22 protein-coding genes are annotated in these 21,873 nt (G+C 39.7%); 15 read left to right on the top strand and 7 right to left on the bottom strand.

Annotation, left to right across the window (positions count from 1 at the left end; all coding sequences use genetic code 11):
- Positions 1-26 precede the first annotated feature (26 nt).
- Both rpmI and IQ264_RS20955 read right to left on the bottom strand, forming a co-directional pair.
- Positions 27-224, bottom strand: a complete 198-nt coding sequence (gene rpmI / locus IQ264_RS20960) for a 50S ribosomal protein L35 (protein WP_073594009.1) — start codon at positions 222-224, stop codon at positions 27-29.
- A gap of 305 nt (positions 225-529) precedes the next feature.
- Positions 530-1,216 (bottom strand): cysteine hydrolase family protein, encoded by a 687-nt coding sequence (locus tag IQ264_RS20955; RefSeq protein WP_193982747.1) that lies wholly within the window; start codon positions 1,214-1,216, stop codon positions 530-532.
- A 5-nt stretch (positions 1,217-1,221) separates the two neighbouring features.
- Between IQ264_RS20955 and IQ264_RS20950 the strand changes: the two genes are divergently transcribed.
- From IQ264_RS20950 to IQ264_RS20930, 5 genes are all read left to right on the top strand, one after another.
- Positions 1,222-1,617, top strand: a complete 396-nt coding sequence (locus IQ264_RS20950; RefSeq protein WP_193982746.1) for a glutamyl-tRNA amidotransferase — start codon at positions 1,222-1,224, stop codon at positions 1,615-1,617.
- 123 nt (positions 1,618-1,740) lie between these two features.
- Positions 1,741-2,952, top strand: a complete 1,212-nt coding sequence (locus tag IQ264_RS20945; RefSeq protein WP_193982745.1) for a BMP family ABC transporter substrate-binding protein — start codon at positions 1,741-1,743, stop codon at positions 2,950-2,952.
- Between the two features lie 32 nt (positions 2,953-2,984).
- Positions 2,985-4,070 (top strand): ABC transporter permease, encoded by a 1,086-nt coding sequence (locus IQ264_RS20940; RefSeq protein ID WP_193982744.1) that lies wholly within the window; start codon positions 2,985-2,987, stop codon positions 4,068-4,070.
- Positions 4,071-4,135: 65 nt separating this feature from the next.
- On the top strand, positions 4,136-5,062 hold the full coding sequence (locus IQ264_RS20935; protein ID WP_193982743.1) for an ABC transporter permease: 927 nt from the start codon (positions 4,136-4,138) through the stop codon (positions 5,060-5,062).
- A gap of 42 nt (positions 5,063-5,104) precedes the next feature.
- Positions 5,105-5,812: an ROK family protein gene (locus IQ264_RS20930; protein WP_193982742.1), complete on the top strand. Its 708-nt coding sequence runs from the start codon at positions 5,105-5,107 to the stop codon at positions 5,810-5,812.
- Positions 5,813-5,822: 10 nt separating this feature from the next.
- On the opposite strand, the gene rpsU is transcribed toward IQ264_RS20930, so the two are convergent.
- From rpsU to IQ264_RS20915, 3 genes are all read right to left on the bottom strand, one after another.
- Positions 5,823-6,011, bottom strand: coding sequence for a 30S ribosomal protein S21 (gene rpsU / locus IQ264_RS20925; protein ID WP_073594016.1), 189 nt, complete (start codon positions 6,009-6,011; stop codon positions 5,823-5,825).
- 106 nt (positions 6,012-6,117) lie between these two features.
- A complete protein-coding gene (locus IQ264_RS20920) occupies positions 6,118-6,444 on the bottom strand; it encodes an RNA recognition motif domain-containing protein (RefSeq protein WP_193982741.1) in 327 nt (108 codons plus the stop codon).
- 257 nt (positions 6,445-6,701) lie between these two features.
- Positions 6,702-7,553: an acyl-CoA desaturase gene (locus IQ264_RS20915; protein ID WP_193982740.1), complete on the bottom strand. Its 852-nt coding sequence runs from the start codon at positions 7,551-7,553 to the stop codon at positions 6,702-6,704.
- 199 nt (positions 7,554-7,752) lie between these two features.
- On the opposite strand from IQ264_RS20915, the gene IQ264_RS20910 reads away from it, so the two are divergent.
- The 6 genes from IQ264_RS20910 (at position 7,753) to IQ264_RS20885 (ending at position 12,762) form a co-directional block, all read left to right on the top strand.
- Entirely contained in the window at positions 7,753-8,958 is a 1,206-nt protein-coding gene (locus IQ264_RS20910) for a TetR family transcriptional regulator (protein ID WP_193982739.1), read from the top strand.
- A 126-nt stretch (positions 8,959-9,084) separates the two neighbouring features.
- On the top strand, positions 9,085-10,470 hold the full coding sequence (locus IQ264_RS20905; RefSeq protein ID WP_193982738.1) for a hybrid sensor histidine kinase/response regulator: 1,386 nt from the start codon (positions 9,085-9,087) through the stop codon (positions 10,468-10,470).
- A gap of 84 nt (positions 10,471-10,554) precedes the next feature.
- Positions 10,555-11,244 carry a cysteine hydrolase family protein gene (locus tag IQ264_RS20900; RefSeq protein ID WP_193982737.1) on the top strand — a complete coding sequence of 230 codons (690 nt, stop codon included), beginning with the start codon at positions 10,555-10,557 and terminating at the stop codon, positions 11,242-11,244.
- A 148-nt stretch (positions 11,245-11,392) separates the two neighbouring features.
- On the top strand, positions 11,393-11,716 hold the full coding sequence (locus tag IQ264_RS20895; protein ID WP_193982736.1) for a hypothetical protein: 324 nt from the start codon (positions 11,393-11,395) through the stop codon (positions 11,714-11,716).
- Between the two features lie 361 nt (positions 11,717-12,077).
- On the top strand, positions 12,078-12,377 hold the full coding sequence (locus tag IQ264_RS20890) for a type II toxin-antitoxin system HigB family toxin (RefSeq protein ID WP_193982735.1): 300 nt from the start codon (positions 12,078-12,080) through the stop codon (positions 12,375-12,377).
- The gene (locus tag IQ264_RS20885) at positions 12,361-12,762 is read left to right on the top strand and encodes a helix-turn-helix domain-containing protein (RefSeq protein ID WP_193982734.1); all 402 of its coding nucleotides are present in this window, start codon (positions 12,361-12,363) and stop codon (positions 12,760-12,762) included. The genes IQ264_RS20890 and IQ264_RS20885 overlap by 17 nt, the downstream gene beginning before the upstream one ends.
- Before the next feature lie 17 nt (positions 12,763-12,779).
- Here the strand turns inward: IQ264_RS20885 and IQ264_RS20880 are convergent, their stop codons facing one another.
- Positions 12,780-15,056: an ATP-dependent helicase gene (locus IQ264_RS20880; protein WP_193982733.1), complete on the bottom strand. Its 2,277-nt coding sequence runs from the start codon at positions 15,054-15,056 to the stop codon at positions 12,780-12,782.
- Between the two features lie 371 nt (positions 15,057-15,427).
- Here IQ264_RS20880 and IQ264_RS20875 point away from each other — a divergent pair, with 371 nt between their 5' ends.
- On the top strand, positions 15,428-16,828 hold the full coding sequence (locus IQ264_RS20875; protein ID WP_193982732.1) for a serine/threonine protein kinase: 1,401 nt from the start codon (positions 15,428-15,430) through the stop codon (positions 16,826-16,828).
- 4 nt (positions 16,829-16,832) lie between these two features.
- Positions 16,833-18,488, top strand: a complete 1,656-nt coding sequence (locus IQ264_RS20870) for a glycosyltransferase family 39 protein (protein WP_193982731.1) — start codon at positions 16,833-16,835, stop codon at positions 18,486-18,488.
- A 208-nt stretch (positions 18,489-18,696) separates the two neighbouring features.
- Here the strand turns inward: IQ264_RS20870 and IQ264_RS20865 are convergent, their stop codons facing one another.
- The gene (locus tag IQ264_RS20865; RefSeq protein ID WP_193982730.1) at positions 18,697-19,785 is read right to left on the bottom strand and encodes a RuBisCO accumulation factor 1; all 1,089 of its coding nucleotides are present in this window, start codon (positions 19,783-19,785) and stop codon (positions 18,697-18,699) included.
- A gap of 236 nt (positions 19,786-20,021) precedes the next feature.
- Here IQ264_RS20865 and IQ264_RS20860 point away from each other — a divergent pair, with 236 nt between their 5' ends.
- Together IQ264_RS20860 and ubiE are read left to right on the top strand one after the other, a co-directional pair.
- Positions 20,022-20,966, top strand: a complete 945-nt coding sequence (locus IQ264_RS20860; protein ID WP_193982729.1) for a response regulator — start codon at positions 20,022-20,024, stop codon at positions 20,964-20,966.
- A 53-nt stretch (positions 20,967-21,019) separates the two neighbouring features.
- Positions 21,020-21,718 carry a bifunctional demethylmenaquinone methyltransferase/2-methoxy-6-polyprenyl-1,4-benzoquinol methylase UbiE gene (gene ubiE / locus IQ264_RS20855; protein ID WP_193982728.1) on the top strand — a complete coding sequence of 233 codons (699 nt, stop codon included), beginning with the start codon at positions 21,020-21,022 and terminating at the stop codon, positions 21,716-21,718.
- Positions 21,719-21,873: the final 155 nt, after the last annotated feature.

Genomic DNA, 21,873 nt, shown 5'->3' with positions numbered 1-21,873 from the left:
GTCACGATCCATGAACCATGTCCAACTTACAAGTATGGCAGCATGAGACGCACGTTACCTTCGTCACGCTCGTCTACTAATGTCAGCTTGGATAAATCGCGCTTGCGCTTGGTAGTCTTGTGCTGTAACAAGTGGTTTTTGAAAGCTCGACGACGGACAATCTTGCCACTTCCCGTTGTTCTGAAGCGTTTTGCCGCAGACCTGCGAGTTTTTACTTTTGGCATGGGTTGATAAAAGTTTTACTTAATCGACACAATCTACAATTGTACCACTGCTTTGGCTATTCCGCCAAGGCGGGAGGTAGGGAGATGGGCAGGGCTAATTCATTTTCAACGGAGAAATTGATTTGTGAAGGAGAGATAATGCAAACAACGGAAAAATCATCTTTCCCCTTGTCCCCTTGTCTCCTTGTCCCCTTGTCCCCCCATCCGGTTAATTTTATTTGATGACCATGAATTAGCCCTGGGGGAGATGGGGGGATGGGGAGAGAGTTTTATATTTAGCTTTCTACCTATTTTCAATTACTCAATCATTTGATGCTGAGACTTAAGTTTCCCATAGCTTGTAAAAGGTTTTCGGCTTTTGTTGTCCAGCCAACAATTCCTCCTTGGGAGCGAATCATTTCTATGGTTGCTTGTTTAAATTCGGGAAAGTAACTTTCAGTAGCATCTTCAATTAACAAACATTCAAATCCGCGATCGTTTGCTTCGCGCATAGTTGTTTGCACGCAAACTTCTGTGGTCACTCCGGTAAAAATTAAATGAGTGATTTTTTGTTCGCTCAATTTCGCCTGTAAATTTGTGCTATAAAAAGCACCTTTCCCCGGTTTATTTATAATTATTTCTCCTGGTAATGGTTCTAATTCTGGAATAATGGCATTTCCTGGTTCACCTAATACTAAAATTCTTCCTAATAGGCCGATATCTCCGATTTTTAATTCACAGTTTCCTCGGTTAATTTTGGCAGGTGGACAATCGGAAAGGTCGGATTTATGGCCTTCAATTGTATAAATAATTGGTAAGTTTAGTTGTCGGAAAGTTGTTAATAATTGTTTTAATACTGGTATAATCGATCGCAATCTGCTAACATCATTTCCTAAAGCTGCGCCAAAGCCTCCAGGCTCCAAAAAGTCGCGCTGCATATCTATAATTACCAGCGCCACATTGTTTAAACTCACCAATTCATAATTGTAAGGTTGTGCAGGAATAGAGACCATAATACATGGAAAATATACTTCTAGCTGTTAATGGTACATTAATGCGGGGTTTAGAACTAAATCCTAACCTATTAGCTGTGGGAGCTACTTTTGTCAGAGAAGCTTTTACAGAGCCAAATTATCGACTTTGGTCAATTGACGATCGCCATCCAGCAATGATTCGAGTTAGTAGTGGGGGAAGTGCGATCGCTCTCGAAGTTTGGGCAGTTCCTAGCACAGGAATTACCACAATTTTATTACAAGAACCACCTGGTTTGTGCATAGGGAAAGTCCGTCTATCGGATGGACAAGAAGTTTTGGGAGTTTTGGGAGAACCTATAATTTGCGAAGGAAAGCTAGAAATTACGAATTTGGGAAGTTGGCGAACTTATATTGCCAATATTACTGATAATAAAACATAATTTTCGGAAAAATGTATACTTAATTACAAAACCCCTATTTGTGCAGTGCTTCAATCTATTTGCATGGTAAATACTGTAAAGTACTGTGAAATCTAAAATCTAAAATCTAAAATCTAAAATCAAATGTCTACCAACCGCTCATCTTACTTAAATCGCCGGAAAGTTATCCGAGGTATTTTAACAATTACCGCCTTCGGAGTCACATCAAAACTATGGACTGGATGTACACCAACGGCACAACAAAATCCTACCAATTCTCCTAATTCAACTGGTACTAATTCTCCTGGGGGTACAACTAAACCAATAGTAATGGGGTTTATTTATGTTGGCCCCAAAGATGATTTTGGTTACAATCAAGCACACGCAGAAGGAAAAGAAGGGGTTGCCAAAATAGCAGGAGTAAAAACTGTGGAAGAAGCGAATGTCCCAGAAACTATAGCAGTCCAAGAAACCATGAGAAATATGATTAATCAGGATGGAGTAAACATCTTATTTCCTACTTCTTTTGGTTACTTCGATCCGCATATTATTAAAGTTGCTCAAGAATACCCAGAAGTCCAATTTTTACATTGCGGGGGACTTTACGAAGAAGGTAAACACCCGAAAAATATTGGAAGCTACTTTGGTTATATTGATGAAGCTCAATATATAGCAGGTATTATTGCTGCTCACACATCTAAAACTGGAAAACTAGGATTTGTTGCTGCTAAACCGATTCCTCAACTACTAAGAAATGTCAATAGTTTTACTTTAGGTGCTAGAACTATTAAACCAAATATCACTACACAAGTTATTTTTACAGGTGATTGGTCTTTACCTGTGAAAGAAGCCGAAGCTACTAATAGTATGATTGACCAAGGTGTAGATGTAATTACCTGTCATGTAGACAGTCCTAAAGTGATAATGGAAACGGCGGAAAAACGGGGAATTTTTTGTTCTGGATATCATACTAATCAGGCTAAATTAGCACCTAAAGGATATCTGACAGGCGCAGAATGGGATTGGACAAGCGTATATAGTAAATACGCTCAAATGATTAGTGAAGAGAAAACTTTGATGAATGGAGGAATTCTCCATGTAGTGCGGGGTGGATTAAAGGAAGGTTTTTGTAAATTATCTAATTATGGCCCTGCTGTTAGTGAAGCAGCAAAAAAAGATGCGGAAGCAACAAAAGCCAAGTTTATGGATGGCAGTATGGTAATTTACAAAGGAGAATTGAAAGATAATACAGGTAAAGTAATTTTGCCAGCAGGAAAAGAATACAAACAACAGGATATTGAATTAGAAAAAATGAATTGGTTAGTAGAGGGTGTCACCGGAAGTATTACCAGTTAAATAAATTTACTAATTGGGTAGGAGGGTAGTGGGTGTTATTACAAAATTGGCAAGTAAAACTAGAAAAGATTTTTATTCCCTTAGCTGCACTAATCTTTTCATTGTTCATATTTGGTATATTTTGTGCAGCTGCGGGAGCTAATCCATTTGAGGTTTATGGCTCAATTTACAAAGCTGCATTTGGAAGTTGGTATTCTTTTCAAAATACGTTAATTCGAGCCGCACCTTTGATGCTAAGTTCCCTTTGTACGGCTTTACCTGCTCAGTTGGGGTTAATAATTATTGGGAATGAAGGGGCACTTGTGATTGGGGGATTGGCAGCTGTAGCAATGGGATTAGCGATCGCCACTCTACCACCATTCGCAGTGCAATCAGCAATGGCGATCGCCAGTATAATTGCTGGCGGTTTATGGATTATGGCTGTAGGCGCTTTACGCTATTATCGGGGAGTTAATGAAACAATTAGCAGCCTGTTATTGAATTATATTGCGATCGCAATTCTCAATGAACTAGTAGGTGGGCCGATGCGCGATCCCAGCAGTTTAAACAAACCTTCTAGTTATCCAATTTTAGACATTAATATGTTGGGAAATCTTCCCGGAACGCGCATTCATTACGGGTTGATTTACGGCATAATTGCTTGCTTAATCGCTTACTTTTTAATTCAAAGGACTACTTTCGGTTTTGCAGTCCGCACAGTTGGTGGTAACATTCGAGCAGCTAAAATAGCTGGATTACCTGTAGGAAAACTCACATTAATTATCTGTTTTTTAGCAGGTTCCTGTGCAGGTTTAGCAGGAATGGCAGAAGTCGCCGCCGTGCACGGTCGGGCTAATGAATCATTAAATTCTAATTACGGTTACAGTGGAATTTTAGTCGCATTTATCGCTAGACATAACCCACTTGCAGCAGTTTTAGTTTCAATTCTACTGGGAGGAATTCTCGCCAGTGGCGGAATTCTGCAAAGGTCGCATAATTTACCAGATGCGACGGTTTTAGTATTTCAAGGTATTGTATTTCTAGTGATTTTATACAGCGAATCACTTTACGGACGCTTGCCCTTTTTTAAACCAAGTTTCCGGCAACAAGCAAGCAAAAATCTCACAACCCAAGTGTAATTAGGGGTACTGGGGACAGGGGACTGGGTTTCGTTATAAATTAATCCAAAATCTAAAATCAGAATATGGCAACAGAAACTATTGGATGGTGGGGAGTTCCCCTAGCAATTATTGCCGGAACAATTCGTGGTAGCGCCCCGTTTCTTTTTGTAAGTTTGGGTGAATGCTTAACGGAAAAAAGCGGCAAAATTAATCTGGGTTTAGAAGGAACTTTGCTGTTAGGTGCTATGAGTGCTTATGCTACATCTTACCTTACCGGATCGCCTTGGTTAGGTGTTTTGATGGCTGGCGTAGCAGGAATGTTTTTGGGTTTAATTCATGCTTTTTTAGTGCAACAACCAAAAGTAAATGATATTGCAGTAGGGATTGCAATGATTATTTTTGGGAGTGGGATTGCCTTTTTCTTTGGTAAACCTTTCATTCAACCAGTTGCACCACGATTACCTGCTATAGAATTAGGAAATTGGAGCGATATTCCTTCAGTAAAAGCAGCGTTGCAAATTAGTCCTTTGTTTATTTTAGGATTAGCGATCGCACCTTTAATGCAATGGTTTTTCCGTTCAACTCGTTGGGGTTTATTTATTCGTGCCGTTGGTGATAGTCCTGAAGCAGCTAAAGCAATGGGAATTTCGGTAAATAAAGTGAGAATGTTGGCAATTATTGCTGGTAGTTTTCTCGCAGGAATTGGTGGCGCTTACCTATCTCTTTATTACCCTGGTAGTTGGACAGAAAGGATTTCTAGCGGTCAAGGGTTAATGGCAGTTGCTTTGGTGATTTTTGCGCGTTGGAATCCGGTACAGTGTTTATATGCCTCATTGCTGTTTGGCGGGTCGCAGGCGATCGGCCCTGCTTTACAATCAGTAGGTGTAACAGGTTATTATTATTTGTTTAATGCTTCACCTTACATTTTGACTTTGCTAATCATGATAATCACTTGTTCTCCCAAACGTACTCTTAGCGGCGTACCAGGAGCGTTGACTACTCAAAACTAGCTAGTCTAGGGAGGCAGAAGGAAGAAAGAAGGCAAAAGGAAAATGAACCAGCAGAACGGAAATATTACTACATTATCAATAGATATTGGTGGTAGTGGGATTAAAGCGATGGTATTGAATGCAGATGGTACGCCACTTACTGAACGCTACCGTGTGGATACACCACAGCCAGCAAAACCAGATGTGGTAATTGATGCGATCGCTCAATTAGCTGAGAGTAAAGGTAAATTCGATCGTATATCAGTAGGATTTCCGGGAGTAGTAAGAAAAGGTGTCATTGGTACAGCTGTTAACCTTGACCCAGATTGGATTAACTTTGACTTAGCAACTACCCTATCTGAGAAATTGGGAAAACCTGTGCGCGTAGCTAACGATGCAGATATTCAAGGTTTAGGGGCAATTTCTCGTCAAGGCGTAGAATTAGTAGTTACTTTAGGGACAGGTTTTGGTTCCGCTTTGTTTGTAGATGGCAAACTTGTGCCAAATTTGGAACTCGGACACCATTGCTTTCGTAAAGATCAAACTTACGAACAACAATTAGGTCGTGCTACTTTAGACAAAATTGGCAAGAAAAAATGGAATAGTCGTTTAGAAAAAGCGATCGCTTCCTTAGAGTACGCTTTTAATTACGACTACCTTTATATTGGTGGTGGCAACACCAGTAAAATTACCTTTGAACTCCCAGCAAACGTAAAAATTGTTCCTAACGTTTCCGGGATATTAGGCGGAATTGCCCTTTGGCAAGAGTAAGACTCCGAAATTAACGACGGGAACGCCTTTTTCCCTGCTTACTGTTAGCTATTGCTTTGCGCTTGCGTTTCTCTAGGGGTGTTTCAAAGTGACGATTCTTTTTCATATCAGGAAAAATCCCTGCTTGAGAAACTTTGCGCTTGAATCGACGCAATCCTGACTCAATTCCTTCATTTTCACCAATAATTACTTGAGCCATCCGATCTTCCTTTTTGACTAATTGGGCAAACTCGCAAACATAAGCTTGAGGGTAGGTAAAACCACCTACCCTCAAGATTAGAAAATTTTAATCTTCAGTGCAGGGCTTAGAAACGGCGATTACCGCCGCCGCGATTGTTTCCCCAACCGCCGCCGCCACCACTTCTATTACCGCCGCCATTACCGCGTTCTTCACGAGGTCTTGCTTTGTTAACCTTCAGGTCACGACCCATCCATTCGGCTCCATCTAAGGCTTCGATCGCAGCTGTTTCTTCTGCTTCGGTTTCCATTTCAATAAAGCCAAAGCCGCGTAAGCGACCTGTTTCTCGGTCTGTTGGCAACTGAACACGCTTAACTGTGCCGTATTCTGCAAATACGTGAGTCAGATCATCCTGCGTTACTTGGTAGGATAGATTGCCGACATAAATTGACATAACCTAGATTCTCCAGAATCAAACATTGAAGAGACTTAGATTCGGAGAGACGCTTATAAACATAAAACGAATGACAACCGAAAATAATCCTTTCATATAGACTAGCACAGGACTAGAGAAAATACTGAACTTAAACAGAACTTAAAAATAGCTCAAGGCAGAGGGGCAGGGGAGCAGAGGAGCAGAGGAGCAGAGGAGCAGAGAAGAAATAAATTTGTCTCCTTGTCTCCTTGTCTCCTTGTCCCCTTGTCCCCTTGTTACTCTGTTGCGGTTTGAGGTGGTAGGATAACTTTTCTGGCTAATCCTAGCAGTTGCAAAACTTTAATTGACCACCAAGTCATATCAAGTTCCCACCATTTCCATCCGGCTTTGGCGACATTGGGGTAGGCGTGGTGGTTGTTGTGCCAACCTTCGCCGTAGGTGAGGATGGCTGCCCACCAAAGATTTCCAGAATTGTCATTCGATTCAAATGTGCGATACCCTGCCATGTGTGTAGCAGAGTTAATCAACCAGGTGCTATGCCAGAGCAACACTGCTCGGAGAAATACTCCATAAATGACAAAAGACCAACCGCCCAGAATATATAGGAGAATCCCTACGGGAATCTGAAGTAGGAGAAAATAGTTATTTAACCAGCGGTAAAAAGGATCTTTGACTAAATCAGGGGCGAACTGTTTATACTTTTCATATTCAAAAAATTCTTGACGTGGGTAAAATAACCAGAGCATATGGCTCCACCAGAACCCACGACGAGCCGAATAAGGGTCTTTGTCAACATCTTCGGTGTGGAGGTGATGTAGTCGATGTCCGGCTACCCAAAAGATTGGCCCGCCTTGCAATGCGAGAGCACCAATGAGAGTGATGGCATATTCCACAGGCTTAGGCACCTGAAAACTGCGGTGAGTTAATAGGCGGTGATACCCTAAGCAGATCCCAATACTACCAAACAACCAGTGGAGAAATATTGTTACTCCTAAAGCAGACCAAGAGAAGAACCAAGGCGCAGAAAGAGCGATCGCATGAACTGCCCCAAAAAACACCACACTCGTCCAACTTAATTTTAAAGGCTCCCCATTTTCTGGGGCGGTTTTTATCGCATCCGAAGTCATAAATATCCTTATTTAACACTCCACAAATTAACCTGTGCCAAACAAGACACAACTGGTTCGCTCAACCCCATGTACATTAACTAAAACTTAAATTTGCTAAGAAAGTAGTTACAGTAGGAGCAGAGAATGCAAGTGGTACTTACAGTGATTAGCCTACCAACGATTTGTATTTTTTGCAAGTGATACTTACATTTGAATCATGGCGGCTCAAAGAAATTCAACTCGACAGCGTTTAGTTCATGCAGCACTGGAGTTATTTGCTGTTCAGGGTGTGACGGATACGACTACTAAGCAGATTGCAGAATTGGCGGATGTGAATGAAGTGACGATATTCCGCCAGTTTGGGAATAAACATGGTTTGTTGTTAGCTGTAATTGAAGAGGCTGGCATATTTACTAATTTGGGTCAAAATTTAGTCCAACAGGCAAGTCAGGCTAGTAGTATCTATCAAGCACTCAAAGAGTATGCCACAACTTGTTTGCAAGCACTGGAGGGGATTCCAGAGGTAGTGCGATCGGTAGTTGGAGAGTCGGGACAGTATCCCGCCCAAAATCGGGAAGCACTAGGTCAAGGATTTACCCAAGCGAATCGCTATGTTGCGGAATATTTCGCTACTGTGATTAATACTGGGCAATTGCAGACTCATTTACCAGCGGAAAAATTGGCAAGTTTGCTTAATGGAATGTTGTTAGGATATGCGGTTATTGAGTTTACCAGCGAGTTCCACGAACTTTGGCAAAACCGGGAAGATTTTTTAGAGAATTTGGTGACGCTATTTTTGCATGGTGCAGTCTCACAAGCACCTAAATCAACCATAGTTTCAGTTGAGAAAGTCGCTGATTTACCCGCTGCTTTGGTGCATTCCATTCTGCAACGTGCCAAAAAACAAGGATTGCAGGATTATGCGTTAATGTATGTTTTGTTTGGGGCGGGATTGAGTGCCACAGAAGTGGTAAGGTTAGAGCGATCGCACTACATCAAAGAGACACACCAGCAACTTTTACAAATCACACAAGAAAATATCCGCCAAGTTCCCCTCAACCAATGGATTATGGGAAAACGCTACGGTTCCTATCAGCGTAATCCCTTAACTCAGTGGTTAAAAAGTCGCAAAGATCAGCAATCAGCCTTGTTTGTTAATGAAAATGGCAACCCATTTTCGGAACAAGAGTTATCCCAGAAGTGGCAAGCATTAACGGCAGATTTACTCACCCCAGAAGGACATCCGCCCAACATTGAGCAAGCTCAACAAACCTGGTGCGTGGATATGCTAATGAGAGGAATAGATTTACAGAATTTGTCGATCCTGACAGGTTGGGATACCACAAAATTACAGCGATATGTTCATAAAGCCAAAGAAAAAACAGCCTTAGAACAAGCTACTCGACTCGATCAAAAAATCTAACACAGAGAAAATCTATTAAGATTAGTAACAACTTTCCACCTAGAGCTAGAGGTAATGATTAATGCTAAAGAAAAAATGGGTACTAAAAACTTATAGAGTGCATTAGTGAAAACAGGAAGCCAATATATGTCGCCTCAATCCCCTGAACAAGAAGTGATCTTAATCATTGATGATAGCCCGACTAATTTAGTGTTACTTTCCGATTTATTGCAAGAAACTGGATTTACTGTTTGGATTGCCAGAGATGGTGAAACGGCTATTAGCAAAGTAACAGAAGAATTGCCCGATCTAATTTTATTAGATGTACTCATGCCGGGGCCTGACGGATTTGAAATTTGCCAAAGGCTGAAATCTAACCCTTTGACAAGTGAAGTTCCCATTATTTTTATGACTGCTCTTGCCGATCCTGTAGATAAAGTTAAAGGAATGAATTTAGGGGCAGTAGATTATATCACCAAACCTTTTCGCCAAGAAGAAGTATTAGCGCGGATTAAAATACATTCAAAAATTCGCAAATTAACACAATCATTAGCCAAGCAAAATCAACTACTAAAACAAGAAATTAAAGAACGAATTGCTGTTGAAGATAGATTACAAAAGCTGACAGAGGAATTAGAAAAAAGAGTAGAAGAACGCACGGCTGAACTGACTCAAGCCATGTATGATTTGCAAAAAGCCCAACTACAATTAGTCCAAAAAGAAAAAATGTCTACTCTTGGACAACTAGTTGCAGGCGTAGCTCATGAAATTAATAATCCGATTAACTTTATTGCTGCCAATCTCAATCATGCAGAAAACTATATCGAGGATTTGCTAGAACACTTACATCTTTATCAACAAGAATTTCCCTATCCTGGTGAGGAAATAGAAAGCAATGCTGAAGAAATTGATTTAGACTTTTTGGTGGAAGACTTACCCAGTTTAGTGGCTTCTATGAAAACTGGAACCGAGAGAATTAATCAAATTAGTGTTTCTTTAAGGATTTTCTCTCGTGCAGATACTAATGCCAAATTAGCAGTGAATATCCATGAAGGAATTGATAGCACGTTAATGATTTTGAAGCATCGTCTCAAAGCTAATGAAAATCGTCCTGCGATCGAAATTATTAAAGAATATGGGGACTTGCCCTTAGTAGAATGCTATGCTGGACAACTGAATCAGGTATTTATGAATCTGCTTTCTAATGCCATTGATGCTTTTGATGAGCATAGTCAAGCCTACTCATACACAGAATTAGAAGAAAATCCTAATAAGATCGTTATCAACACTGAAGTTAATGAAAAAGAAGACAAAATACTGATTCGGATTCATGATAATGGCCCCGGAATGTTACCAGAAGCACAAGCCCATCTTTTTGAACCCTTATTTACTACTAAACCTTTGGGCAAAGGCACTGGGTTAGGTTTATCTATTAGTCATCAGATTGTAGTGGAAAAACATGGAGGTCAGTTAACTTGTAATTCGGTACGAGGAAAAGGAGTAGAATTTGTAATTGTTTTACCATTACATTAATTTACTTGGTAAAAGGTGGTTTTTGATACCAAAAATGTGATGATAATCTTGTACATCTTAATTGATGCTTAAATATTGCTAAATATGGGATATTTTATAGAATCGGAACCTTATCCTTTTCCTTTTAATGGGGATTTGCGCCCAGAAAATACAGTTTTGCTAGTAATTGATATGCAAACTGATTTCTGTGGGATTGGTGGTTATGTGGATAAGATGGGTTATGATTTATCTTTAACTAGAGCGCCAATTGAACCAATTAAGAAAGTTTTAGAAGTACTTCGCGCTAAGAATTTTCATATCATGCACACCCGCGAAGGACATCGAATTGATTTATCTGATTTGCCCGAAAATAAGCAATGGCGGAGTCGTCAAATCGGTGCGGGAATTGGCGACCCTGGCCCTTGTGGGAAAATATTAGTTAGAGGTGAGCCGGGATGGGAAATCATTCCCGAACTGGCACCTTTACCAGGAGAAACGATTATTGATAAGCCAGGAAAAGGTAGTTTTTACGCTACAGATTTGGATTTATTGCTGAGGAAAAAAGGGATTCAAAATATTGTTTTAACTGGAATTACTACTGATGTTTGCGTTCACACTACGATGAGGGAAGCGAACGATCGCGGTTATGAATGTTTAGTCTTATCTGATTGTACGGGAGCAACCGACTATGGCAATTATTTAGCGGCGCTAAAAATGATTACCATGCAGGGTGGTGTGTTTGGTGCGATCGCCAACTCGGAAGCATTCCTCAAAGCGATTCAAGAAAACTTTTAAGCGATTTCAGGAATTTTGCTGTAGCTAACTGAACAATGAGGAGTTACCTAATCACCCAAATAGGTGAATCAATAGCATGAGGCTTATTTCTAGAGCAAGTTTTAACTTAAAAGTATGGGTTTGAACATGAGTCAACAAATTACTTGAAATGATTAATAATTTGCTCGATTCAAAAATTGTGACTGAAGCATGGGATAATTTAGAGTTACAGAGGGTTTTAGCAGAACGAGAATTACAATATCAAGATGCTAACCCGGAGGAAATTTTAGATTTGTTAGCAGAAGCAGTAGACTCTTACACTTTTGTAGCTGCTGCACTTTCGCAACAGTTAAGACAGATTGCTAGGGAAGAAATGAAGTTTTTACTATCTGTTTATGAAGCAAGCGTAATCAAAGCGCCTTCTCCAACAACCATTAATTTTCTGTTTTACCGGGCTTGTAAAATTACTAATGAGATTTTGCTGCAAAATTAGCAGTTCTTTAATGTAGGATTTGGCTTAGTAAGGTAGCAGAGGCGATCGCTTGCGATCACCTCTGCTTTAAGATGATATAGACGTGGGAAAGTTCTTTTACTATGATGCGTTGCCAGATTAACCAACTTGGGTGATCCAAATGGATGAAGTTAAGTTTCTGACCCAGATGCTACAAATAATATAGACAAAGAAAGGCTAAAGCTGTTCCAGGCAAAAGGAAGGTAACGACTACTTTTCTTTTGCCTGTTTATTTTCTCATATTTTGGTAGACTGATTGCTAAATGTAATATATTTAAATATGTAAAGTGTATCTATATTACTATCGGTTATTTTAATGATAAAGATGATACTTTAATTTACAATGCACGTAATTAGCTATAAAACTTTAAGAGATTACGCAAAAAGTCATGCTGACTGCAAAGAAGCCCTGAGCAACTGGTATAAAATTGCTAGTAAAGCTAATTGGTCAAATTTAGTTGAGGTACAGCTGGTTTTTCCTAAAGCGGAGGCAGTAGGAAATTTTACGGTTTTTAATATTAAAGGCAATAAATATCGCTTGATTGTTAGTATAGATTATGAAGGACAATTAATTTATATTAAATATATATTAACTCATGCTGAGTATGATGAGGAACAATGGAAAAATGACCCTTACTTTTAATCCTGAAAATTACAAACAATTATTGGTCGCTCATCTTCCTAGAGTGATAAAAACTGAGGCAGAGAATGAGAAAGCTTTAGCTATTGTCGAAGATTTAATGCACCGAAACCGGACTCTTGAAGAAGATGAATTATATCAGCTTTTAGTTACTTTAATCGAAAAGTTTGAGCAGGAATATTATCAACCTAATCAGCCGAATAATCCGCGATCGATGCTTTTGTTTCTGTTAGAAGAGTCTGGTAAAAGCATCACTGATTTACAAGTTGTGTTAGGTTCAAAAATTGCAGTTGATGAGATTGTGCAAGGACAAGCTAAAATGACTCCAGAACAAGCTAGAAAAATTGCAGATTTTTTTCATATAGATCTGAGCTTGTTAACTGAATAATTAGATTTAACTATTAATTAACTGGAAATCATCGATAAAGAAATTACTGATAGGGGAAATTTGCTCATTAAAGCTGGTAAAATCGGACAAGGGGGTTGGTCTTGTAAATTTTGCGGTTTACTCCAAATAAAAGGCGCTTTGTGAGCAGCAGACATCCATAATAATCGTTTTCCTCTGGTCATCGCTACATATAAAAGACGAAATTCTTCAGCTGTTTTTAAATAACCTGCTTGTTCCCAAGCATCCATGATTTCTGGTAATTCTGCTTCTTCGTTATGTAGACTGGCGCGAATTTGGGCACGGGCGACTTCTGCTAAAGTAAAGTTGCCTAAAAATTGTGCTGGAGTGGGTACACGCAAATTTCCGGGAATCATATTTGCGTGTAAAAAAGGCAGAAAAACATAATCCCAATCTAACCCTTTGGCTTTGTGCATGGTGATAATTGTTAATCTTCCGGGTTGAGTATATTGGCTTTCATTTGCTTCGGTATCTACTGGTTCAAATCTCTCGGAAGTGACGATTTCACTTAAAGCATTGAGGATGTTATTCATCGACAAAGAACCAGCAATTTGTCTGGCTATTCTTTCCGCTAATTTGTCAGCAGTGGCTAATTCTGTTTGGTCATAATTTAACGCTAATGCCAAAAAAGTAATCATTTGAAAAATGGGTAATTCTAATCTGGCGCGGAGTAATTTACGACAAAAACTACTAGCTTTTATGACATCTTGTGATTGGGGAGGATCGAGAGGACTGGGGTAGAGGAATTGTTCTGGTAAAGTAGCAAGTGCATTCAAATCTTGTGGGGGAATTAATTGTCTAATTACTAATACTTCTAAGGCGGATTTTAAGTAGTCGGGGGAATGGGGGCGATCGAGAAATTGCAGCAATGATAAAATTTCGCCAGGAACGTGAGAATGTCGATCGCGTTCTGCAACCTCATAAATCTCGATTTGACTGCCAAATTCCTGCTGTAATTGTTGATGCACAAATCGCCCTTGGTCGTTAGTTCTTACTAACACCGCTGCTGATCGACGTTCCTGGGGAAATTCGGCAAAAAGTTCGATAATTCTTTGACCAATTAGCTTCACACTTTGGTAAGTATCACGAGGAAGATAAATTTCTAAACCTCGACCAACTGGGGTAGGATTAGCATCAGGTTGCGGATCGTTTATATCTACAGGTAAAATCATTTGCGGGCGAAAAGGTTGTTCTGTTCCCGCTAATTTAGAGTTATTTACCCAGCTTAAAACAAAGTTAGCCGCATTAATAATTACTTGACTACTGCGACCCGCCCGATCCATTGTTGCTAATAAATCTTGGTTTTCACAATCATTGCAAAAACGGCGAAAATAAATCGGATCGGCGGGGGTAAAAGTGGAATTAATCGCTTGATTTGGGTCGCCAACTCTGACTAAATTTGCTGGTGCGTCGGGCCGATCGGGATCTGTCGAAAGAATTTCTAAAAGTTTGGTTTGTAAAGGGGAAGAATCCTGGGCTTCATCTTCAAAAACAGCAAATACTTGACTTTGTAAAGTACGTCTGGCGCTGGGATTTTCCAAAACTCGCAAAGCGGATAAAATCATTTCATCATAATCGATAAAATCACGAGATTTGAGTAATTCTTGGTAATTTTGGTAGAGTGCAGCTGCGATCGTCAAAATCCCATAACCATCATTCGCTCTTTCGCTAATTTTCCAGAGGTGTTCCGGTAAATAACCAGAACTTTTCGCCTCATGAATTACCGTTTTCGCCAACTCAGGTAAAACTTCCGTTCTTAACACCGACTGACGGCGTAATCTTTCCGTTTCTTCCCCATCAAATTGCACGCCTTCGACTAAAATTTGAAACTGTCGCGGATAATCAATAATCCACTTTTCAACAGCAGCACGAATTAAACGGTGACTTTGATTAGCATTAACTACTGTGAGATTATCTAAATTTAAACCGGATAAATCTGGATAACGAGTCGCAATATTTAATGCTAAACCATGTAAAGTTTGAACGATAAAACCTGTTTGGGGTATAGATAATTTTTCGCGTAAATATTCGCGGATTTTCGCTTTAATATTAGCAGCTGCGGAACGGGTGAAAGTCACAACTACTAATTGCTTGCGAGTGTGGAGTTGGTGACGCGCGATCGCGATCGCAGCTGCGCCCGCCATCCCCGTCGATTTTCCCGCACCAGGAACCGCTGACACCGCCAAAGGGCCAGATTTCCAATCTGCCATTTGTCTTTGTCCCGATCGCAAGCTATTTCTAATTTTTTGTAGGGCTAGTTCTATATTGGGGTTCATTCAGGCAAAATTAATATTAAAGACTAACTTTTCCGGCTAATAGTTGACGTTCTCTGCTATTAGACTATTACACCAAATTTTAGTTCAATTATCGGCAAATAAGTAGCTTTCTACTTATCTATAACTCATCAATTTTAACCACAAAACGAAATTAACTAGCTCCCGGTTGAAGTTACATTAGCCGTTTTCAGGAAACTTTCTTAAAATTGGGAATGTTATCAGAAAAATTTTTGTGTTTTGTTATTGCCATTTAGCAATTAGCACACAATTCTTTATATGTCAATGGTTATTCAATGTAAAATTTTATAACGTGACTCTACCATTGACCGAGATATTAAAATCGTTTACAACTCCTGAGCACAACAAATCTTATGGAACTGCTGCATCAGCCAGAAGAAATTATTGCCCAACGTTATCGGATTGTGAATATCCTGGGACAAGGTGGAATGGGGACAACCTACGAAGCCCAAGATTTGCAAACCCAAGGTAGAGTAGCAATTAAATCGCTCTCTCTCAACCGTGTGGGAGACTGGAAAGCTGTAGAACTTTTTGAAAGAGAAGCATTAGTTTTGTCCAATTTAAACCATCCTTGTTTACCGAAATATTTAGATTATTTTCAGGTAGAAACGGCAAACAATCACAGCTTTTATTTAGTGCAAGAATTGGTAGAAGGGCGATCGCTTTCTTCCTTAGTGCAAAGTGGATGGCACGCCACAGAAAGCGAAATTCGCCAATTAGCCAGCCAAATTTTAGATATTCTCACTTATTTACACGGACTTACACCACCAGTTATTCACCGCGATCTCAAACCACAGAATATTATTAGAGGTAAAGACGGCGGCATATTTTTAGTAGATTTTGGGGCAGTAAAAACCACTTACCAAACTACATTTAGTGGCGGCAGTACAGTTGTTGGTACTTATGGTTACATGGCACCAGAACAATTTCGCGGACAAGGTTATCCCGCCACAGATTTGTATGGTTTAGGGGCAACTTTGTTATTTTTATTGACTCACAAATCACCTTCAGAATTCCCTACTCGGCAATTAAAAATTAACTTCCGTTCCCAAACAACAATTTCCACAGAATTAGGTGATTGGTTAGAAAAACTGTTAGAACCAGCAGTAGAAGATCGATTTCTCTCAGCTAAAGAAGCTTTAAGTGTATTATTAGGACAAGGAGTTCTCGTACCGAAACGTCAGCGTCCAATTGGTAGTCGGATTACCTTTAGTAAAAACGAAAGAAAGTTAGTTGCACAAATTCCGCGTCTTGGTTGGGGATACTGGGACTTTTATAACTTTATTACTGCTTTGATTTCGCTGATTACATCAGTTGTTTTGTTTTCTTTCCACCATTTTACATTTATCAGCATATTCTTCTGGATTTTCCCACTGTTTTCGATTATTATGATGATGTTTGGCTTAAACAAACTGAAAGATACTATTTTTAAATTATTGGGGCGTACACAATTGGAAATCGATCGCCAAAACTTTAAATTAAAATGGTCTTTTCTCGGCTTGTTTTATCAAATTCAAGGGAAAAGTAAGCACATTGAAAGGGTGGAACTAAATACTTTCTTTCGCCCAGAAGATGAGTTGGTTGCTAAATGGAAAAATGAAACTCCGCAGACAACAACAGCCTGTGCTTTAATTGAAGGAGTTCGCATTCACCGTTTTGGTAGTGGGTTAACTGTTTTGGAAAAAGAGTGGTTATTGCAGGAAGTTGCTACTTTCTTGAGAAAACCTTTACCTCCTTCTATTTTGCCAAGGTAAAGGGATGAAATTGTCTGGTCATTATCTGGGTTTAGCGATCGCTCTCGTTGTAGGAACAATCTTAAGATTCTGGAATTTAGAACTAAAACCATTATGGCTAGATGAAGTAATTACCGCTTTATTTAGCCTGGGAAAAAGCTACGAAAATGTCCCTTTAGATCTGTTATTACCTTTAAACAGTTTTCGGGAAATTTTTACATTAAATCCTACTACCAATTGTCCCGCAATAGCTCAAAATATCATTAAATATTCTACCCATCCACCTTTGTTTTTTTGCTTAATGCACGCTTGGGTAGAATCTTCATTAAATAGTTCAGTTAAACATAGTTTAATTTGGGTTTTGCGATCGCTTCCGGCGTTGTTTGGGGTGAGTGCGATCGTATCCATATATTATCTGAATCGCATCGCCTTTAGCAAAAAAGCTGGTTTAGTTGGTGCAGCTTTAATGGCAGTTTCTCCCTTCGCCATTTACCTTTCCCAAGAAGCACGCCATTATACCTTACCACTATTTTTAATTAACCTTTCATTAATCACATTAATTCAAATTCAACAAGATATATTTCAGCAAAAAAGACGTTTATTAGTTTGGCTAGCTTGGGTAATAATTAATAGTATTGGTCTTTACGTTCACTACTTTTTTGTTTTAGTCATTCTTGCCGAACTTGCCACTCTTTTAGTATTAGTTTATCAAGCGAAACCAAAAGTCAAGTATTTATTACTTTCCGCTGCCTTTTTTCTCTTACCTTTCTTATTCTTTTTACCTTGGCTACCTGTATTTTTTGGACATTCTAACCGTCCCGAAACCGACTGGGTACCGCAACCAGAACATATTATTCCTTTTGTTCAAACTTTAGTAGGTTGGCTATTAATGGTAATAATTCTGCCAGTAGAAAGTCAACCGCTTTGGATTGCTATTCCGGCGGTAATATTAATGTTGATTTTTGGGATTTGGTTAGGATGGCAAGTAGTTCAAGGAATGAGACAACTTTGGGAAAATTCCAAAACTAATTTAGCGACTTTAACATTAAGCAATTTTACCATATTTGTGCTATTAGAATTATTTGTCATTATTTACATTTTAGGTAAAGATATTACAATTGCACCGCGTTATAATTTTGTATATTATCCGAGTTTTTGTGCATTATTAGCTGCTAGTTTAGTGGCGAGAGATGGGGATAAAAGGCGCTCGACTATCAATTACTTAATATTAGCTGGGTTAATTAGTTGTATTTTTGTAGTCAACGGGTTAGCTTTTGAAAAACCTTATAATCCGCAAAGAGTAGCAAAAAATATGCTGCAAGAACCATCGATTCCTTTAATGGTAGTAATGGCATATAAAGACACACAAGATATAGCATTAGGACTAAGTTTTGCATTAGGAATCGACAAATTTCAGCCAAAACTGTGCCAAAATAACGGTGAAACTTGTCCAAAATTCGCCTTTCTTTCGGCAAATTCTGGTTATCAAACAGTTTGGGAAAGTCTCGCTAAATTACCCAAAACGCCAAAACTTCCCTTAAACTTCTGGATAGTTGCACCTGGATTAAAACGAGACAACTACCCAGAAAAATTAGCCATTTCCCCGCAAACTAACTGCACCAAAGATTCAGCCGCTTATTACCGAATCGGCGTACCATATCAAAAGTACAAATGTGATTAGTTATTGGTCATTGATTAAAGTAAAAAAGAACTCAAACACAAACAGATAACTTATATATACCATCTGCGTTCATCTGCATTCATCTGCGTACTAAAAAAAGAACTCAGACAAAAACAGATAACTTATATATACCATCTGTGTTCATCTGTGTTCATCTGCGTACTAAAAAAAGATTCCGAACACTTACCAGAAGCCTAATGACAAACAACTACTCATCAATTTGCCAAACATCCTTAGTCAAATCCTCATCTAAAATCCGCTTAGGATTCAAAATCAGAATCACCTTACCAATTAAGCTTTCTTCCGGCGACTCTTCAAACCATTGAAATTGTAAAACTTCCCCTTGTGCAAAGGCGAAATAACTACTATCGTCCCATTCTCGTTGCGATCGATCTATCACCACCAAAACCTCTTCCGTAAAGCTAGGATCTTGATTAGGAAGCAAAGATCGATCGCACAAAACCGCCACAGGATCTTCAGCTTTTAACAAAACTTGCCAACCGGGAATTGCCACCCAAGCACCTTGACCGGAAAATTGTACCATGCGGAAAGGGCCTGTTTCTTCAACCAAAGGCACCGCTTTTAAATCCGCCACCGACAGAGGCATTTTCCCGACAACTGGTAACAAACGAGGCATTTGTTCTTCCGTTTCCAGCCGATAAAAAGGTAAAATCGGAGCCGGACGTTTGGGAGTAACGCTAAAATCAATTAACAGCTTTTCAACTTGCTGTCTCGCTGCATCAGTATGAGCAAATCTTAACCCTTTAGCAATTAAACGCGATCGCTCTTGTAAATCCGACTGTTGTCGCGCTAACCTCCAATAATGGTAAGCTACTGCATCACCAGCATTATTGCTAAACCCAGCAGGCGGAACTCTAAAGCGCGAAAATTCTTTCATCGCCTTCGCCACTTCTTTAGCATCCTCAGAATTCAACCCATGAGTTAACATAAACGTAGCTGCGGCTGCTCTTTCCGGTTGAGTCAGAATGCGAAACTCGTACAAACTATCGCTTCCAGTTTTTTCGTAATGCGATCGCACCTGCTCCGACACACCAGCATTCACCATGCTAATGTATACTTGAGCTGCTACAATCACCTGATTTTGGTGAATCGGTTCAAAGCCAGTTTCCTCAAAGATTTTTTGGGAACTTAAACCTGCTTTTTGCAGAGATTGGCAAGCTTGTCCCCACTCCACCCAAGAACCTTCCTTGCGGCGGAGACTCAGCAGCAAACCATCTACATTAACATCAGTTGGTTGGGAGTTAGGATTGGGAGTATTTGAAGAGAAATCAGTCATAATGACAAAAGGTAAAAGTAAGAGTGGGTTTTGTTGTTAATACTTCCACTGTAATGAGAAAATTATCTACTAAACTCGCACCTACTTGTTAAAATTTCAGTTTAGAACAGAGCAAGTTAATTAAAAAATCTGAACTCACCTATAACGATCGCCTAGTTCAACTGCAATAATTGTTACGATTCAGGAATATGCGATCGCTAAGTTTAGATTAACTGCCAAAATTAGATTCAAGTCTTATGGAAAATACCATTCCAGAATTAGAAACTATCTGTCGTCAGCTTATGAGTCTAGAAAAACGTAAAAAAGCCAAAATGTTGGTTGTAGACGATGAACCGGATAATTTAGACTTGCTTTATCGTACCTTCCGACGAGATTTTCAAGTCCTGAAAGCGGAAAGTGGGATTCAGGCATTGGAAGTATTAGCAACAGAAGGCGAAGTCGCTGTCATTATCTCCGATCAGCGAATGCCAGAAATGAAAGGGACAGAATTCTTGAGTAAAACTGTACCTCAATTTCCCGATACAGTAAGAATTATCCTCACCGGATTCACTGATATAGAAGATTTAGTAGACGCAATCAATTCAGGACAAGTATATAAGTATATCACTAAACCTTGGGACCCTTTAGAACTCAAAGCAGTAGTGCAACGTGCTACCGAAACTTACGAATTACTCAAACAACGGACTGAAGAATTGCGCCGTGCTAATGCACAAATGGCATTACTTTCCACGATAGTTCAAGTAGCCCAAGTAGCAACAAAGGTGGAAGAATCTTTACAACCGATCGCGCAAGCCTTTGGCGAAAATTTTGCCGCCGATGGTTGTATTTTGCAACTAGTAGAAAACAATTCTTTAAATTCCGCTCAAGGTGTTTACAGCGCCGATAGTCCAGTAGAAAATTGGTTAGCAGAAGATCCATTAGTTAAAGATGCGATCGTCAACAAACAATTACAAGGATCGGTAAACGTCCCCGCAGATGCTAACTTGTCAGCAGTTAATCATTACTCAGCATCTAGTATTCAAGCACATATTGTTGTCCCGATTATTTACCGAGACCGGGTAATGGCAGTTATGTCCTTGCAATGGAAAAATCCTTGCCAACTGCGAGAAGATGAACTTAAATTAATTCATCTTTCTGCTCAACAAGTTGCTCTTGCTCTGACCAGTACCAAAGCTGTTTAACTTGAATAATTGTAACTTTACCCGCAACCCTTAAATCTAAAATCCCAAATCGAATGTCCGATCGCGCCAGTGAAATTCAAGCCATCTTCAACAATATTGCTCCAGTTTACGACAATCTCAACGATTGGTTAAGCCTGGGTCAACATCGAGTTTGGAAACTGATGACAGTCAAATGGAGTCAAGCCAAAACTGGCGACACTTGTATAGACTTGTGTTGTGGAAGTGGAGATCTCAGCCAAATTTTAGCGCGTCAGGTGGGAAATACTGGTCAGGTGTTTGGAGTAGACTTTTCAGCGGGATTGTTAGCGATCGCCAAACAACGCTCTCAAAATCATTATCCACCACTGGCGATTACCTGGGTAGAAGCAGATGTTCTCGATCTTCCCTTCCCCGACAATCATTTTGACTGCGCCACAATGGGATATGGACTGCGTAACGTCACCGACATTCCCCAATGTCTGCGCTCATTATACCGCGTCCTCAAACCCGGAGCTACCGCCGCAATTCTCGACTTCCATCGTCCCTATAATCCCCTAATGCAAAACTTACAGCAGTGGTATCTAAAAAATATTGTAGTTACGGCTGCTGAACAGTTCGGCTTAACAGAAGAATACGCTTATATTAGCCCCAGTTTAGACAAATTTCCCCAAGGTCAGCAGCAAGTAAACCTAGCTCAACAAGCAGGATTTGCGATCGCCACTCATTATCAGATAGCTGGTGGCATCATGGGTGTTTTACAAATTACAAAATAGAATAAAAGTAATGGGGTGTAAGAAGGCAGAAGGCAGAAGGCAGAAGGCAGAAGAAAGTTTTGAGTTTTGAGTTTTGAGTTAAGGGAAAGTTTTGAGTTATCACTTCCTCCCCTTGTCCCCTTGTCCCCTTGTCCCCTTGTCCCCTTGTCCCCTTG

The sequence above is a fragment of the [Phormidium] sp. LEGE 05292 genome, from assembly GCF_015207735.1.
Classification (GTDB): Bacteria; Cyanobacteriota; Cyanobacteriia; order Cyanobacteriales; family Aerosakkonemataceae; genus Floridanema.
Note: the sequence above shows the minus strand (reverse complement) of the source record. Positions and strands in the feature narration are given on the sequence as shown.

Coding starts and splice junctions, on each gene's coding strand:
- rpmI (WP_073594009.1), bottom strand. CDS start 224: ATGCCAAAAGTAAAAACTCGCAGGTCTGCGGCAAAACGCTTCAGAACA.
- IQ264_RS20955 (WP_193982747.1), bottom strand. CDS start 1,216: ATGGTCTCTATTCCTGCACAACCTTACAATTATGAATTGGTGAGTTTA.
- IQ264_RS20950 (WP_193982746.1), top strand. CDS start 1,222: ATGGAAAATATACTTCTAGCTGTTAATGGTACATTAATGCGGGGTTTA.
- IQ264_RS20945 (WP_193982745.1), top strand. CDS start 1,741: ATGTCTACCAACCGCTCATCTTACTTAAATCGCCGGAAAGTTATCCGA.
- IQ264_RS20935 (WP_193982743.1), top strand. CDS start 4,136: ATGGCAACAGAAACTATTGGATGGTGGGGAGTTCCCCTAGCAATTATT.
- IQ264_RS20930 (WP_193982742.1), top strand. CDS start 5,105: ATGAACCAGCAGAACGGAAATATTACTACATTATCAATAGATATTGGT.
- rpsU (WP_073594016.1), bottom strand. CDS start 6,011: ATGGCTCAAGTAATTATTGGTGAAAATGAAGGAATTGAGTCAGGATTG.
- IQ264_RS20920 (WP_193982741.1), bottom strand. CDS start 6,444: ATGTCAATTTATGTCGGCAATCTATCCTACCAAGTAACGCAGGATGAT.
- IQ264_RS20915 (WP_193982740.1), bottom strand. CDS start 7,553: ATGACTTCGGATGCGATAAAAACCGCCCCAGAAAATGGGGAGCCTTTA.
- IQ264_RS20910 (WP_193982739.1), top strand. CDS start 7,753: ATGGCGGCTCAAAGAAATTCAACTCGACAGCGTTTAGTTCATGCAGCA.
- IQ264_RS20905 (WP_193982738.1), top strand. CDS start 9,085: ATGTCGCCTCAATCCCCTGAACAAGAAGTGATCTTAATCATTGATGAT.
- IQ264_RS20900 (WP_193982737.1), top strand. CDS start 10,555: ATGGGATATTTTATAGAATCGGAACCTTATCCTTTTCCTTTTAATGGG.
- IQ264_RS20895 (WP_193982736.1), top strand. CDS start 11,393: ATGATTAATAATTTGCTCGATTCAAAAATTGTGACTGAAGCATGGGAT.
- IQ264_RS20890 (WP_193982735.1), top strand. CDS start 12,078: ATGCACGTAATTAGCTATAAAACTTTAAGAGATTACGCAAAAAGTCAT.
- IQ264_RS20885 (WP_193982734.1), top strand. CDS start 12,361: ATGACCCTTACTTTTAATCCTGAAAATTACAAACAATTATTGGTCGCT.
- IQ264_RS20880 (WP_193982733.1), bottom strand. CDS start 15,056: ATGAACCCCAATATAGAACTAGCCCTACAAAAAATTAGAAATAGCTTG.
- IQ264_RS20875 (WP_193982732.1), top strand. CDS start 15,428: ATGGAACTGCTGCATCAGCCAGAAGAAATTATTGCCCAACGTTATCGG.
- IQ264_RS20870 (WP_193982731.1), top strand. CDS start 16,833: ATGAAATTGTCTGGTCATTATCTGGGTTTAGCGATCGCTCTCGTTGTA.
- IQ264_RS20865 (WP_193982730.1), bottom strand. CDS start 19,785: ATGACTGATTTCTCTTCAAATACTCCCAATCCTAACTCCCAACCAACT.
- IQ264_RS20860 (WP_193982729.1), top strand. CDS start 20,022: ATGGAAAATACCATTCCAGAATTAGAAACTATCTGTCGTCAGCTTATG.
- ubiE (WP_193982728.1), top strand. CDS start 21,020: ATGTCCGATCGCGCCAGTGAAATTCAAGCCATCTTCAACAATATTGCT.